This is a genomic window from Pelagerythrobacter aerophilus (genome assembly GCF_003581645.1).
Taxonomy (GTDB): Bacteria; Pseudomonadota; Alphaproteobacteria; order Sphingomonadales; family Sphingomonadaceae; genus Pelagerythrobacter; species Pelagerythrobacter aerophilus.
Genome location: NZ_QXFK01000016.1, coordinates 399,132 through 411,429 on the forward strand (window position 1 = coordinate 399,132; position 12,298 = coordinate 411,429).

The window sequence follows — 12,298 nt, forward strand, 5'->3', positions numbered from 1 at the left end:
CCTCAGGAACTTCGGTCCCGAACGGAAGGGTAATTGTGTATGAAACTTCGTAATCTCCTCCCAGCTATGGCTGCGGCGTCGCTGGTCGCCGCTCCGGTCGCAGCGCAGGCTCAAGTCGCCGAACGCGCTTCCGAGCCCGTGAGCGGAGAATCGGAACTCGCTGGTCGGATCGGCCCGGCGCTGATCATCGTCGCGATCGCGGCCGTGGGCATGATTGCCCTGCTCGTGACCGATGATGACGATGAAGATCCTGTGAGCGTCTGATTCGCTCGCCTGCGTTCTGGTAGGCGCGGTTCTGTAACGGATATTCCTTTTTCATTGCGCGTGGGGCTTGCCCGTCGTTAGAGCGGCCGCGATGAAAAAGACCACCGGAATGAACCGCGCCGCCACACGCACCTGGCGCCCAGCTACCCGTGCTGTAAGAGGAGGCGCATGGCGCTCCGAGCATGGGGAAACCAGCGAGGCGCTGTTTCTCACCTCCGGCTATAGCTACGACGACGCGGCCACGGTTGCCGCGCGTTTTGCTGGCGAAGCCGAGGGGATGACCTATTCCCGCTTGCAGAACCCGACGGTCGCCATGCTCGAGGAGAGGATCGCGCTGATCGAGGGTGCCGAGGCATGCCGCGCACAGGCGAGCGGCATGGCGGCGATGACCGCGGCGCTCCTCTGCCAGCTCTCGCAGGGCGACCACCTGGTTGCGGGGCGCGCCGCATTTGGGTCGTGCCGCTGGCTAGTCGATCACCTGTGTCCGCGCTTCGGGATCGAGGCGACCGTAATCGACGGCACCGACGATGCCGCGTGGGAAGCCGCCATTCGCCCGAACACCAAAGTGTTCTTCTTCGAGACCCCGGCCAATCCGACGCTCGACGTGGTCGACCTGGAATTCGTCTGCGGCCTTGCCAAGGCCCACGGCATTACCACAGTCGTCGACAACGCTTTCGCCACCGCGGTGCTCCAGCGCCCGATGGAGTTCGGTGCCGACGTCGTCGCCTATTCGGCAACCAAGCTGATGGATGGGCAGGGCCGAGTGCTGGCGGGCGCCGTGTGCGGCACGCGCGAGTTCATCGACGAGGTCCTGCTGCCGTTCCAGCGCAACACGGGGCCCAACCTCTCGCCCTTCAACGCCTGGGTCGTGCACAAGGGGCTCGAGACGCTCCCGCTGCGCGCGCACCGCCAGAGCGAGAATGCGCTGGAGCTCGGCCGCTTTGTCGAAGGCCGGGTGCCCCGCGTGCTCCATCCGGGGCTGGAGAGCCACCCGCGCCACGCTATCGCCGCGAAGCAGATGGACGCCTTCGGCCCGATCTTCGCGTTCGACGTCGAAAGCCGCGAGAAGGCTTTCGCGCTGCTCGACGCGCTGGAGCTGATCGACCTCTCGAACAACATCGGCGATGCCCGCAGTCTCATGTGCCATCCCGCCAGTACCACCCACGCCAGCATGACCGACGAAGCGCGTGCTGAAATGGGCGTGGGCGAGGGGCTTCTGCGGTTCAACGTCGGGCTCGAGGATCCGGAAGATCTGAAGGAAGACCTCGACCGCGCGCTCGCCGCCGCTGGCTTCTGACCAACCCGCGGCCGTTGCGGCGTCAGGCATGACGACGAACGCCAAATCACCTGAAAACCGCCCTTTACCGGCCCCGCCCATTGCCTCTATTCTCGTTCACGCGATGAAACAGTTGTTCCAGCACGCCGCGATCACCGAAGGGATCACCGTCCGCGTGGCGGTGAATTTCCTGCCCGAGCAGTCGCAGCCCGAGGCGGGCAAGTGGTTCTGGGTCTATCATATCCGGATCGAGAACGGCTCGGATGAGCGGGTGCAGTTGATCACGCGCCACTGGCGGATCACCGACTCGCGCGGCGGCGTGAACCTGGTCGACGGGGAGGGTGTCGTGGGTGAGATGCCGGTGCTCGCGCCCGGGGATAGCCACGACTACGTGTCCGGCTGCCCGCTCGGCACCCCGCACGGATCGATGGAGGGGTTCTACACCTTCCACCGCGCCGACGGCACGCCGCTGGAAGTGCGCATTCCCTACTTCCCGCTCGCGGCGCCAGCGACCGCGGATTAGACCGCCGACTCATGATGAGCGCGAACGGACGTGCTGTCGATCGTCTCGATGTCACCGTCGTAGGCGATCTCCGATAGCGTCCATCACCTGATCCCAGACGCCGGCAAGCATGACGCGCTGAGCTTGGGCCGGTATTGCCACAAAGAGGCCGCCGCCACGGAGTAGCCGCCGGCACCGTCTGGCGTGAGGACAATCAGGAAATCACGGTCATCGCGAATTTGGGCATGCGCTATGGCTGTCGCCAAGACTAGTCGCCTGCGTTCGCTACCGCGAACTACCCGCTTGATGTGAATCTGAAGCTGATATGCACTTTGCCAGTCCGAGAGCGGATCGGAGCCTTGGATGGCCGTTTGGTTGAGCGTTTTGATTCGCCCGACCACGGCAATATCCTCGCATCCAAACTCCAGGTAACGCGCAGGCTCCTCCGTCACACATCCCGCTACGAAGCAGAACAGAAGAAGCGACATCTTTGAGCGCATTGCCGATGCATAGTATGCGTGGCAGCCGTCATCCACCAGCGAGGACGGCTATGAGCTCTGGACCTGGATCGCTCAGCCGCCGACCCGCAGCTCCGGCGTCAGCTCCAGCCATTCCGCCAGCGCGGCGAGATCGCGCATAACGCCCTCGCCAGCCAGCGCGGCGCGGCTCTCGTCGAGACGCAGAACCAGCTTGCTCCCATCGCGTTCGAGCGCGCTCGTGGTCACGGACACGCGTGACGTCGCCCCCATGCGGCGAGCGAGGCGCATGGCGAGGCCCCAGCCCACCGCTTGCCTGAGATCCGCCTCCGGCGCGAGCGCGGCGACGCGCTTGGGCCAGGAGGTCTTCCCGCAGCTTCCGAGCATCATCGCGGCGAGCAGCGCTCTCCCGTGGGCATCCAGACCAATCCACCGCTTGTCGAGCGCCCATTCGACCGCCTGGCTCGCGCGGAAGTTCGGCTCCACGCGGTGAAGCGCCAGCGACAGCAGCGCGCCGGCGAGGCGTAACCGCTCGTTCTCGCCGCCGCCGGGTTCGGTCACGCCGACCACCCAGGCCGACATCAGCGCGGCGTCGGTGATCGCGCTCTTCATCGGTGCGGCGAAATCGGCCACCGCGACGATCAGCGGATCCTTCGCCCGCTCCAGCGTATCGAGGCGCCGGTATAGCAAGCCTTCGCGTAGACCCCAGCTCGAGAACACCAGCCCCTCCGGCTTGATCTCGTCGAGCATGATCCGGAGCAGTGCCGCGGCGTCGGGCAGGGATGGCGCGCGCATCGCCCCGATCCCCTCGATCTCGACGAGCTTTGCTGGATCGGTGCGGGCCAGCGCACGGGCCGTCAGATCGGCCTCCTGCACATCGAGACGGTAGCCGTGCGGATCGGTCAGCGGATGCCGCGCGCTGTGCATCGCGTAGGCGGCGAGCGCGCGCCAGGTTCCGCCGACCAGATAGAGTGGCCCGGCCTGCGTCGTCGCTCCGGCTGCCTTTGCAAACGCCTTCTTCACTGCCCGCTTGAAGCCCGGCGTCTCTTCCGAGCGCAGGGCCGGCAGGCGCAGGGTGCCGAGGGGCAGCGTCGCACCGTTGCGGCAGGCGCCGTCCGCCACCGCCACCAGTTCGAGGCTGCCCCCACCGAGGTCCGCGACCGTTCCGCGCGCATCGGGAAACGCGCCGATCACGCCGTAGGCGGCGGCGATCGCCTCGTCCTCTCCGCTCAACAGGTTCGGCGCAAGCCCGAGCACGCGCACGCGTTCGAGAAACTCGCTGCCGTTCTCCGCATCTCGCGCCGCCGCAGTGGCGACCGTCTGTACGTCGGTCACGCCCAGCTCGCGGGTCAGCAGCGCGAAACGGGCGAGGGCGGCAAGCGCCTGCTCGCTCGCTTCGTCCGGAATGCGCCCGGTCTCGGTCAGATCGCGCCCGAGCCGCGCGACGACCTTCTCGTTCCACATCGTGCGCGGGGCGCGCTGGGGCCCGTCGTAGACGACCAGCCGCACGGTGTTCGACCCGATGTCGATCACGGCCCGGCGATCGGCGGGGGCCACGCGCAGGCCGCGCCAGGCGAAGGCACGCAAGCTTGTCACGCGCCGGTTCCTTCCAGACGCAGCTTGGGCACCGCACCCGCCTTCAGCGCTGCGCCCCGGCCCGAGAGCGAGGGATTGCTCATGAAGTAATCGTGGCAGTTGAAGCCGCCTTCGCCCATGCGCATCCGCGCGTACTCCCCGTCCGGCTGCAACTGCCAGCTCTGCTCGGTGTCGAGGATGTTCGCCAGCATGACCTGTTCGAGCACCTGGTCGTGAACCGTCTTGTTCGCCAGCGGCACCAGCACTTCCACCCGCCGGTCGAGGTTGCGGCTCATCGCGTCCGCCGAGGTCAGATAGACCGCGGCGTGCTTGCTCGGCAGCCGGTGCCCGTTGGCAAAGGCCCAGACGCGGCCGTGTTCGAGAAACCGGCCGATGATCGACTTGACCTCGATGTTCTCCGACAGGCCCGGCACCCCGGCGCGCAGGCAGCAGATGCCGCGCACCACAAGCTGGATCTCGACCCCGGCCGCGCTCGCGGCATAGAGCCGGTCGATCAGCTCGCTGTTGGTGATCGCATTGACCTTTGCCCAGATGCCCGCGGGTTTGCCGGCACGGGCGTTTTCGATCTCGCGGTCGATCAGCTCGAACAGTTTCTGCTTGAGGCCGAGCGGGGAGATTGCCAGGCATTCGGTGCCCCGCGGCTCGACATAGCCGGTGACGAAATTGAACAGCTTGGCCGCATCGCGCCCGAGCGCCGGATCGGCCGTGAAATAGCTGAGGTCGGTGTAGATCCGTGCATTGGTCGGGTGATAATTGCCCGTGCCGAAGTGGCAGTAGGTGCGATAGCCTTCCTCCTCGCGCCGCACGACCAAGCTGACCTTGGCGTGGGTCTTCCAATCCATGAAGCCGTAGATCACTTGCACCCCGGCACGTTCGAGTTCGGCTGCCCAGTGCAGGTTGCGCTCCTCGTCGAAGCGGGCCTTGAGCTCGACCACGGCGGTCACCGCCTTGCCCGCCTGCGCGGCATCGATCAGCGCGGCGATCACCGGCGACTGGTCGCCCGCGCGGTAGAGCGTCTGCTTGATCGACACGACCGCCGGATCGATTGCCGCCTGGTGGAGGAAGTCGACCACCACCTCGAAGCTTTCGTAGGGGTGCTGGATCACGATGTCCTTCTCGCGGATGGCGGAGAAGCAGTCGCCGTCGTGGGCCAGGATGCGCTCGGGATAGCGGGAGGCGAAGGGCGCGAACTTCAGATCCGGGCGCGGCTCGCCGCAGATCGCACTCAGGTGGCGTAGGCCGAGCATGCCGGCGGTCTTGGCGACCATCGCCGTATCGACGTCGAACTGCTCGCGCAGCAGCATCTCGGCGGCGGGGTCGCAATTCTCGTCAAGCTCAAGCAGCACCGCGCGCCCGCGCCGCCGCCGCTGGATCGCGGTGCGGAACAGGCGGACGAGGTCTTCGGCTTCCTCCTCTACCTCGATGTCGCTGTCGCGCAGCACGCGGAACAGCCCGTCGCCGAGGATGCGGAAGCCGGGGAAGAGCTGGTCGGCATAGCGCACGATCAGCTTCTCGATCGCGACGTAGATCGCCTTCTCCCCAGGCACCCGCACGAAGCGCGGGGCGCCGCTGGGGATTAGCACCATCTCGACCAGGTCGGGCTGGCGCTTGCCGCGCTTGAGCCGGAACAGCACGCCCATGCCGAGATTGGCGACGAACGGGAACGGGTGCGAGGGATCGATCGCCTGCGGAGTGATCAGCGGCAGGATGTCGGTGGTGAAATAGGTCTCCAGCCAAGCGCGCTGGCGCTCGTCCAGTTCGTCGATCTCCGCAATCAGGATGTCCTGCTCGGCGAGCAGGCCGCGCAGCGTCTCCAGCGTGCGTTGCTGCCGGCTGTCGAGTGCGAGCACCTGTTCGCGGATCGCGGCGAGCTGCTGGCGCGGGTCCAGCCCGTCGATCGCGGTCGTCTCGATCCCGCGAGTCGCCTGGCCCTCGAGCCCGGCGATCCGGATCATGGTGAACTCGTCGAGATTGCTGGCGGAGATCGACAGGAAGCGCAGCCGTTCGAGCAGCGGATAGCGCTGGTTCTCCGCCTCGGCGAGAACCCGGCGGTTGAACGAGAGCCAGGAAAGCTCGCGGTTGACGTACCGCTCCGCCGGCGCCGCGCTGCCGCCTTCGGCCCACTCGGCCGCGCCCTGCGTGAGTACATCCATGGAAGTGCCAAGCCCTCGCAGGCCCACTTGCAAGCCGCGTGTTACGCTCGTGTGACACGGCACGCGATTGCGGCCCCGATTGCGGTGGGGGCGCCTTGCCGCTATCCGCACCGAACGATGAAGCGCACGCACCTGCCCCTGAACGCCCTGCGCGTTTACGACGCCGCCGCGCGGCACCTCTCCTTCACCCGCGCCGCCGACGAGCTGGCGGTGACGCCGGCCGCCGTCGGCCAGCAGATCCGCGCGCTCGAGGATCACCTCGGCACGGTGCTGTTCCGCCGTACCTCGAAGGGGCTCGAGCTGACCGAGGAAGGCTTCGCCGGGCTCGACGCGCTGCGCGAAGGGTTCCTGCGGTTCGAGGAGTCGGTCCAGGCGATGCAGGCCGGGCAGGCGAGCGACCGCTACACGATCGCCGCTCCGCGCGAATTCTACGCCCAGTGGCTCGCCCCGCGCCTCGCCGCGTTCCGCAAGGCCAATCCGGGCATCCGCTTCCGTTTCGTGGCAGACGAGCATGCCGACTTCACCGAGACCAACCTCGACGTCGCCGTGCGGCTGGTCGACGGGCCGGGCGAGCTGGAGGGAGTCGAGCTCGCCCCGGCGCGCCGCGTGGTCGTCTCCGCCAAGGATGCGCCGGAGGAAGTGCTCGAGGCCTGGATCGACTGGCCCGGCGCCCCGCTGCCCGAAGGTGCCGAGCCGACGGTCGAAGTCGGCAACGCCGGCCAAGCCCTGTCGAGCGCGATCGCTGGGCTGGGCAAGGCCGTGCTGCCCTACCTGCTGGTGGAGGACGCGCTGGAGGACGGGCGCCTCACCGTGCTCGAAGGCCCGGACGAAGGGCGCCGCGCGTACTGGCTCGTCGCTCCGCTGCCCCAGTGGCGGCAGAAGAAGGTCAAGACGCTGGTCGCCTTCCTCACCGCCGGCTAATCGCCGCCGCCGCGCAGCCAGGCAAGCGCGCCGGCATCCATCCCCTTGAACTTGGGCCAGCCCGCCCGCGTGTCGGCGAGCGGCGCGACGAGCAGCGGCGCGCCATCGGGGAGCTGCCACTTGATCCGGTGGTAGAGCCGCGAGCGGGTCAGCCCGCTGCGCACCAGCCACAGCCCGTCGGCCAGCGGATGCCCGTCGCCGTGCAGGTCGAGCGCGGCCGGAACCTCCTCCGCCGGATCGATCCACAGCAGGTAGAGCGCCTCGCTTCCGCTCTCGGCCATGCCCGTCAGCCCAGTAGCCGCACGAGGATCGCCAGCACCACGAACGCCGCGAGCCCCGCGATGAAGATCAGCCGGTTGCGCCGCTTGCGCAGGACGATCTCCGCCCCGCGCGCGTCCTCCGCGTCGATGTGGATCGGCTCGTCCCGTTCGGGTTCGTTCATCGCTCGTCTCCTCATCGCACCAACGGTCGACCCGGCGGGGCAGGTTCCCGATCGCCGGGCGGCCGGAGGGCGTGTTGACACGCGTGACACGGTGCATGGGGCGAGTGTCACCTTGCGGACGAGGTGTAACCTTGCGGCATCTCCGCGCGCGCCTCCATCCCGGCGCGCCGCGCAGCCGGGAGAGCGCTGCGACCCGGGACCGGCATGACGGCGTGAGCCTTGCCCGCGCGGCGGGCTTCGTCGGGGTGGGCGGCTCGCGCAGGAATGCGGCAAGGCGGCGGATGCGGGGGAGGTTCGGTCGTTCATGACCGCCCACAGAATGCACAAAAATCCGATGTAGGAAAATGTTTTCTGCCGGGCCGCGATCCGCCGTCGGTGGGCTTAGGGAAATGCGCCGCGGGTGCGGTTGGCGAGCGCGACCAGCGAGAGCATCACCGGCACTTCCACCAGCACGCCCACCACCGTCGCCAGGGCTGCGCCGCTGCCGAGCCCGAACACGCCGATCGCGACTGCCACCGCGAGCTCGAAGAAGTTCGAGGTGCCGATGAGCGCGCAGGGCGCGGCGATCGCATGCGGCACGCGCCAGGCCTTGGCCGCGCCATAGGCGATCAGGAAGATACCGTAGCTCTGGATCACGATCGGCACGGCGATCAGCGCGACGAGCAGCGGCCGGGCGAGGATCGTTTCCGCCTGGAAGCCGAACAGCAGCACGACGGTGACCAGCAGCCCGAGGATCGAGAGCGGCTTGAGCTGGCCGGTGAAGCGATCCACCGCGCCCGGATCGCCGTTGTGCGCGGCGAGGAGGCGCCGGCGAACGAACGCGCCCGCCGCAAGCGGCACGACGACATAGAGAGCGACCGAGAGAAGCAGCGTCTCCCACGGAACCGCGATGTCGGCGACCCCGAGCAGCAGGGCGACGATCGGGGCAAAGGCGACGATCATCACCAGATCGTTCACCGCCACCTGCACCAGTGTGTAGGCCGGATCACCTTTGGTAAGCTGCGACCAGACGAACACCATGGCGGTGCAGGGCGCCGCACCGAGCAGGATCAGCCCCGCGATGTATTCCCTTGCATCGGCCGGCGCGATCAGGCCGTCGAACACGACTTCGAAGAACAGCACGCCGAGCGCGGCCATGGTGAAGGGTTTTATCAGCCAGTTCACGACTAGCGTGATGACGAGGCCCCTGGGCTTGTCGCCGACCCGCCGGACGGCGGAGAAATCGACTGCGACCATCATCGGGAAGATCATCGCCCAGATCAGCACCGCGACGACGAGATTGACCGAGGCATATTCGATCGCAGCGAGCGCGCCGAAGATGTCCGGCGCGATGCTGCCGAGCGCGAGCCCGCACAGGATCGCACCGGCGACCCACAGCGAGAGCCACTTCTCGAACAGGCCGAGGCCTGCGGCGCGGGTGTCGACCTGCCGGGCACCGGCAGCGGCAGGCGCGCTCATCGTGCGTCGGCCTCCTGCCCGATCGCCTGCAGCTTCTGACGCAGCGCGATCTCCTCCAGGCTGTCGAGCGGCAGGGCGAGGAGCAGGTCGATCCGCCGCTTGAGCATGCGAAAGGCGTCGAGGAATGCCGCCGCCTTCTCCGCATCGTTCCCCTCGACCGCCGCGGGATCGGGAATACCCCAGTGGGCGCTGACCGGTCGGCCGGGCCAGACCGGGCAGGTTTCCGCCGCCGCGCTGTCGCAGACGGTGAAGATCAGATCGAACTGCGGCTCCTTGGCGAACTCGTCCCAGCTCTTGGAGCGGTATCCCTCGGCCGGATAGCCCAGCTTGTCGAGCGTATGGATCGCCCAGGGATTGACCGTTCCCGTCGGATTGCTGCCCGCGCTGAAGGCGCGGAAGCGGCCGCGGCCCTCGCGGTTGAGGATCGCCTCGGCCAGGATCGAGCGAGCGGAATTGCCCGTGCAGAGGAACAGCACGTTCAGGGGTCGGGTGGACATCGCGGGCCTCAGCAGCAGGATACGGGAGCCGGGGCGCTTGCCGCGCTCGGCACGCAGCAGGCATCGGAGGCTGCGTTCACCGAAGCAAGCTGCGCAAGGTCGGGATTGCCGCCGTAGGTCGTGCTTTCGCCGTCGGTCAGGAAGGCCTCCCACACGACGCCGTCGGGGTCGGCAATCCAGCTCTTCTCCGACTTCGCGTAGCAGCACGTCGTCTCGCCTTCTTCCAGCACGGGCCGGTCGGCCGCCTTGAGGCGGGCATAGACTTCGGCGAGTTCGTCGCCGTTCTCCACCTGCAGCCCGACGTGCTCGACACCCTTCGATGCACCTTCGCGCACCGAGACGGCGAAGTTGATCCGTGGATCCTCGAGCACCCACTTGGCGTAGTCGCTCTTCACCACGCTAGGCTCGGCCCCGAACAGCTCGTTGTAGAAGGCGATCGATCGGTCGAGATCGGTCACGCCGACATGAACATGAAAGCGCTTCATCACGCGGTCCTTTTCGTTGCTTGAGGAGGGCAGGTGGAAGCGTCGTCCGCGCAGGGAACGCCGCCACAGCAATTTTCGGTCAGGTAGCCCATCAGCGCGTTCATCGCGGCATAGTCGGCCGAATAGATGATCGACCGGCTTTCGCGCCGCTGGGTCACGAGCCCGGCGTTGGTGAGCTGGGCGAGATGGAAGCTCATCGAAGAAGGCGGCACATCGAGCCGGTCGGCGAGTGCGCCGGCCGCCATTCCCTTCTCGCCGGCCTGCACCAGCAGGCGAAACGCCGCGAGGCGGTGCTCCTGGGCGAGAGCGGACAGGGCGCGTATGGTGTCAGTGGCTTCCATAAGGTGCTTTCGATGATTCGATAATTGTCGAAATATAGAATTGTAAGAGGTGAGGCAAGAGGCAATTTTTCCGGGTCCGCTGAGCGGCGCATCGCGCGAGACGCTGTAAAGCGTGATCCCGGCTTCGATCCGGTCGAGAATGAAGGTGTCGCGCTCGGCCTCGGCGATGCGAATGTCGGCTTCGGAGTAGATCTCCAGACCCACGGCACAGCGGTTGCCCAGCTCGCGCTCGATGATGGTCTGAGCGCGGTGCCAGCAGCGCTCGTCGGTAAGCAGCGGATGGTTGACGACGATCCACAACTCGTAGTCCGAGAAGTGGATGGTTTGCTGGTCTTCAAACCAGGATCGCCGCGCATAGGGGCCTGTCCGCCGTCAGCGCCCATGGCACAGATTTGAGGTTGTGATGTAAGGAGGATTTGGGCTTCGTCGTAGTGACGAAGGAACGAAGATGAAGCCCAAATCCTCCTTGAAGAAATTGCCGCCGAAGGCCCCTGCGGAGCGGGTGGTGAAGGACATTCGGCGTGCGACGCGGCGCCACTTCTCGGCCGAGGACAAGATCCGCATCGTGCTGGATGGCCTGCGCGGCGAGGACAGCATCGCCGAACTGTGCCGTAAGGAAGGCATTGCGCAGAGCCTTTATTACACCTGGTCGAAGGAGTTCATGGAAGCGGGCAAGCGCCGGCTTGCCGGCGACACGGCCCGGGCCGCGACCACCGGCGAGGTGCACGACCTGCGCCGTGAAGCCCGTGCCCTGAAGGAATGCGTGGCCGACCTGACACTCGAAAACCGCCTGCTGAAAAAAAGCATGATCGGGGATGGGGGCGACGACGAATGAGGTATCCCGCATCTGAGAAACTCGAGATCATCAGGATCGTCGAGCAGTCACATCTGCCAGCCAAACGCACGCTGGACCAACTCGGCATTGCCCGCCGGACCTTCTATCGGTGGTACGACCGCTACCTCGAAGGAGGGCCGGAGGCGCTGGAGGATCGGCCATCGGCGCCGAGCCGGGTGTGGAATCGCATCGGTGACGACATCCGGGACCAGATCGTCGAGATGGCGCTGGAGACGACCGAGCTATCCCCTCGCGAACTGGCGGTGCGGTTCACCGACGAGAGGCGCTACTTCGTGTCGGAAGCCACGGTTTACCGCCTGCTCAAGGCCCATGATCTGATCACCAGCCCGGCCTATGTCGTGATCAAGGCCGCCGATGCGTTCCACACCAAGACCACCCGACCGAACGAGATGTGGCAGACCGATTTTACCTACTTCAAGATCATCGGGTGGGGCTGGCTGTATCTGTCGACCGTGCTCGACGACTTCTCGCGCTACATCATCGCCTGGAAGCTGTGCACCAACATGCGCGCCGAAGACGTGACCGACACCCTGGACCTCGCTCTGGCGGCTTCCGGCTGCGACAGCGCCACGGTGCTGCACAAGCCCAAGCTGCTCAGCGACAATGGTCCGAGCTACATCGCGGGCGAACTGGCCGAATATATCGACGCCAACAAGATGACCCATGTCCGCGGTGCTCCGATGCACCCGCAAACCCAGGGCAAGATCGAGCGCTGGCACCAGACCCTCAAGAACCGCATCCTGCTCGAAAACTACTTCCTGCCCGGTGACCTTGAGGCCCAGATCGAGGCCTTCGTCGAGCACTATAATCACCGCCGATACCATGAAAGCCTCGACAACGTGACGCCCGCCGACGCCTACTTCGGCAGGGCGCCGGCCATCATGAAACAGCGTGAAAGGATCAAACAACAGACCATAAAATATCGGCGCTTGCAGCACCGCATGCTCGCCGCTTAACATCAACCCCCAGACGAGGCCCGCACTCCGCTAATTTACGCCGCGAGTTGTGCCAAATGTTCTGACGACGGACAG

General features: G+C 66.5%; 14 protein-coding genes and 1 pseudogene. 5 read left to right on the forward strand and 10 right to left on the reverse strand.

The genetic code is table 11. The annotated features are described in order from the left end of the window. Positions 1–39 precede the first annotated feature (39 nt). The 3 genes from D2V04_RS10160 to apaG all read left to right on the forward strand — a co-directional run bounded on the left by D2V04_RS10160 (position 40) and on the right by apaG (position 2,063). Positions 40–264, forward strand: coding sequence for a hypothetical protein (locus D2V04_RS10160; RefSeq protein ID WP_119513549.1), 225 nt, complete (start codon positions 40–42; stop codon positions 262–264). Positions 265–355: 91 nt separating this feature from the next. After that, positions 356–1,561, forward strand: coding sequence for a trans-sulfuration enzyme family protein (locus tag D2V04_RS10165; protein WP_119513550.1), 1,206 nt, complete (start codon positions 356–358; stop codon positions 1,559–1,561). 103 nt (positions 1,562–1,664) lie between these two features. Further along, entirely contained in the window at positions 1,665–2,063 is a 399-nt protein-coding gene (apaG, locus tag D2V04_RS10170) for a Co2+/Mg2+ efflux protein ApaG (RefSeq protein ID WP_119513551.1), read from the forward strand. Between the two features lie 2 nt (positions 2,064–2,065). Here the strand turns inward: apaG and D2V04_RS10175 are convergent. From D2V04_RS10175 to D2V04_RS10190, 4 genes and pseudogenes are all read right to left on the reverse strand, one after another. Continuing rightward, a pseudogene (locus tag D2V04_RS10175) lies at positions 2,066–2,168 on the reverse strand (IS5/IS1182 family transposase); the annotation flags it as partial. Further along, entirely contained in the window at positions 2,147–2,530 is a 384-nt protein-coding gene (locus D2V04_RS17945) for a hypothetical protein (protein WP_119513552.1), read from the reverse strand. The pseudogene D2V04_RS10175 and the gene D2V04_RS17945, both read right to left, overlap by 22 nt. Positions 2,531–2,614: 84 nt before the next feature. Beyond that, the gene (locus D2V04_RS10185; RefSeq protein WP_228766364.1) at positions 2,615–4,114 is read right to left on the reverse strand and encodes a Ppx/GppA phosphatase family protein; all 1,500 of its coding nucleotides are present in this window, start codon (positions 4,112–4,114) and stop codon (positions 2,615–2,617) included. Next, entirely contained in the window at positions 4,111–6,267 is a 2,157-nt protein-coding gene (locus tag D2V04_RS10190; RefSeq protein ID WP_119513553.1) for an RNA degradosome polyphosphate kinase, read from the reverse strand. The genes D2V04_RS10185 and D2V04_RS10190 overlap by 4 nt, the downstream gene beginning before the upstream one ends. Before the next feature lie 117 nt (positions 6,268–6,384). Here D2V04_RS10190 and D2V04_RS10195 point away from each other — a divergent pair, with 117 nt between their 5' ends. Then, complete coding sequence (locus tag D2V04_RS10195; protein WP_119513554.1) at positions 6,385–7,188, forward strand: LysR substrate-binding domain-containing protein; 804 nt, start codon at positions 6,385–6,387, stop codon at positions 7,186–7,188. Here the strand turns inward: D2V04_RS10195 and D2V04_RS10200 are convergent. From D2V04_RS10200 to D2V04_RS10225, 6 genes are all read right to left on the reverse strand, one after another. Next, positions 7,185–7,469: a hypothetical protein gene (locus D2V04_RS10200; RefSeq protein ID WP_119513555.1), complete on the reverse strand. Its 285-nt coding sequence runs from the start codon at positions 7,467–7,469 to the stop codon at positions 7,185–7,187. The genes D2V04_RS10195 and D2V04_RS10200 overlap by 4 nt on opposite strands. 5 nt (positions 7,470–7,474) lie before the next feature. Continuing rightward, the gene (locus D2V04_RS10205) at positions 7,475–7,630 is read right to left on the reverse strand and encodes a peptide ABC transporter permease (RefSeq protein WP_119513556.1); all 156 of its coding nucleotides are present in this window, start codon (positions 7,628–7,630) and stop codon (positions 7,475–7,477) included. Positions 7,631–8,011: 381 nt separating this feature from the next. Then, entirely contained in the window at positions 8,012–9,088 is a 1,077-nt protein-coding gene (gene arsB, locus D2V04_RS10210) for an ACR3 family arsenite efflux transporter (protein WP_119513557.1), read from the reverse strand. Then, the gene (locus D2V04_RS10215) at positions 9,085–9,585 is read right to left on the reverse strand and encodes an arsenate reductase ArsC (RefSeq protein WP_119513558.1); all 501 of its coding nucleotides are present in this window, start codon (positions 9,583–9,585) and stop codon (positions 9,085–9,087) included. The genes arsB and D2V04_RS10215 overlap by 4 nt, the downstream gene beginning before the upstream one ends. 8 nt (positions 9,586–9,593) lie before the next feature. After that, entirely contained in the window at positions 9,594–10,070 is a 477-nt protein-coding gene (locus D2V04_RS10220; protein WP_119513607.1) for an ArsI/CadI family heavy metal resistance metalloenzyme, read from the reverse strand. Continuing rightward, on the reverse strand, positions 10,070–10,411 hold the full coding sequence (locus D2V04_RS10225) for an ArsR/SmtB family transcription factor (protein ID WP_119513606.1): 342 nt from the start codon (positions 10,409–10,411) through the stop codon (positions 10,070–10,072). Before D2V04_RS10225 ends, D2V04_RS10220 begins: the two co-directional genes overlap by 1 nt. A 448-nt stretch (positions 10,412–10,859) precedes the next feature. Between D2V04_RS10225 and D2V04_RS10235 the strand changes: the two genes are divergently transcribed. Further along, positions 10,860–12,223, forward strand: a protein-coding gene (locus D2V04_RS10235; RefSeq protein ID WP_119511590.1) for an IS3 family transposase whose coding sequence is annotated in 2 segments (ribosomal slippage) — positions 10,860–11,207 and positions 11,210–12,223 — 1,362 coding nt in all. Because the reading frame shifts where the segments join, the coding sequence is not laid out codon by codon here. Positions 12,224–12,298 lie beyond the last annotated feature (75 nt).

Bases quoted from the DNA above. Each gene is read 5' to 3' on its own strand.
- apaG (WP_119513551.1), top strand. From the start codon at position 1,665: ATGAAACAGTTGTTCCAGCACGCCGCGATCACCGAAGGGATCACCGTC.
- D2V04_RS10220 (WP_119513607.1), bottom strand. From the start codon at position 10,070: ATGAAGCGCTTTCATGTTCATGTCGGCGTGACCGATCTCGACCGATCG.
- D2V04_RS10225 (WP_119513606.1), bottom strand. From the start codon at position 10,411: ATGGAAGCCACTGACACCATACGCGCCCTGTCCGCTCTCGCCCAGGAG.
- D2V04_RS10215 (WP_119513558.1), bottom strand. From the start codon at position 9,585: ATGTCCACCCGACCCCTGAACGTGCTGTTCCTCTGCACGGGCAATTCC.
- D2V04_RS10190 (WP_119513553.1), bottom strand. From the start codon at position 6,267: ATGGATGTACTCACGCAGGGCGCGGCCGAGTGGGCCGAAGGCGGCAGC.
- D2V04_RS10200 (WP_119513555.1), bottom strand. From the start codon at position 7,469: ATGGCCGAGAGCGGAAGCGAGGCGCTCTACCTGCTGTGGATCGATCCG.
- D2V04_RS10165 (WP_119513550.1), top strand. From the start codon at position 356: ATGAAAAAGACCACCGGAATGAACCGCGCCGCCACACGCACCTGGCGC.
- D2V04_RS10195 (WP_119513554.1), top strand. From the start codon at position 6,385: ATGAAGCGCACGCACCTGCCCCTGAACGCCCTGCGCGTTTACGACGCC.
- arsB (WP_119513557.1), bottom strand. From the start codon at position 9,088: ATGAGCGCGCCTGCCGCTGCCGGTGCCCGGCAGGTCGACACCCGCGCC.
- D2V04_RS10160 (WP_119513549.1), top strand. From the start codon at position 40: ATGAAACTTCGTAATCTCCTCCCAGCTATGGCTGCGGCGTCGCTGGTC.
- D2V04_RS10205 (WP_119513556.1), bottom strand. From the start codon at position 7,630: ATGAACGAACCCGAACGGGACGAGCCGATCCACATCGACGCGGAGGAC.
- D2V04_RS17945 (WP_119513552.1), bottom strand. From the start codon at position 2,530: ATGTCGCTTCTTCTGTTCTGCTTCGTAGCGGGATGTGTGACGGAGGAG.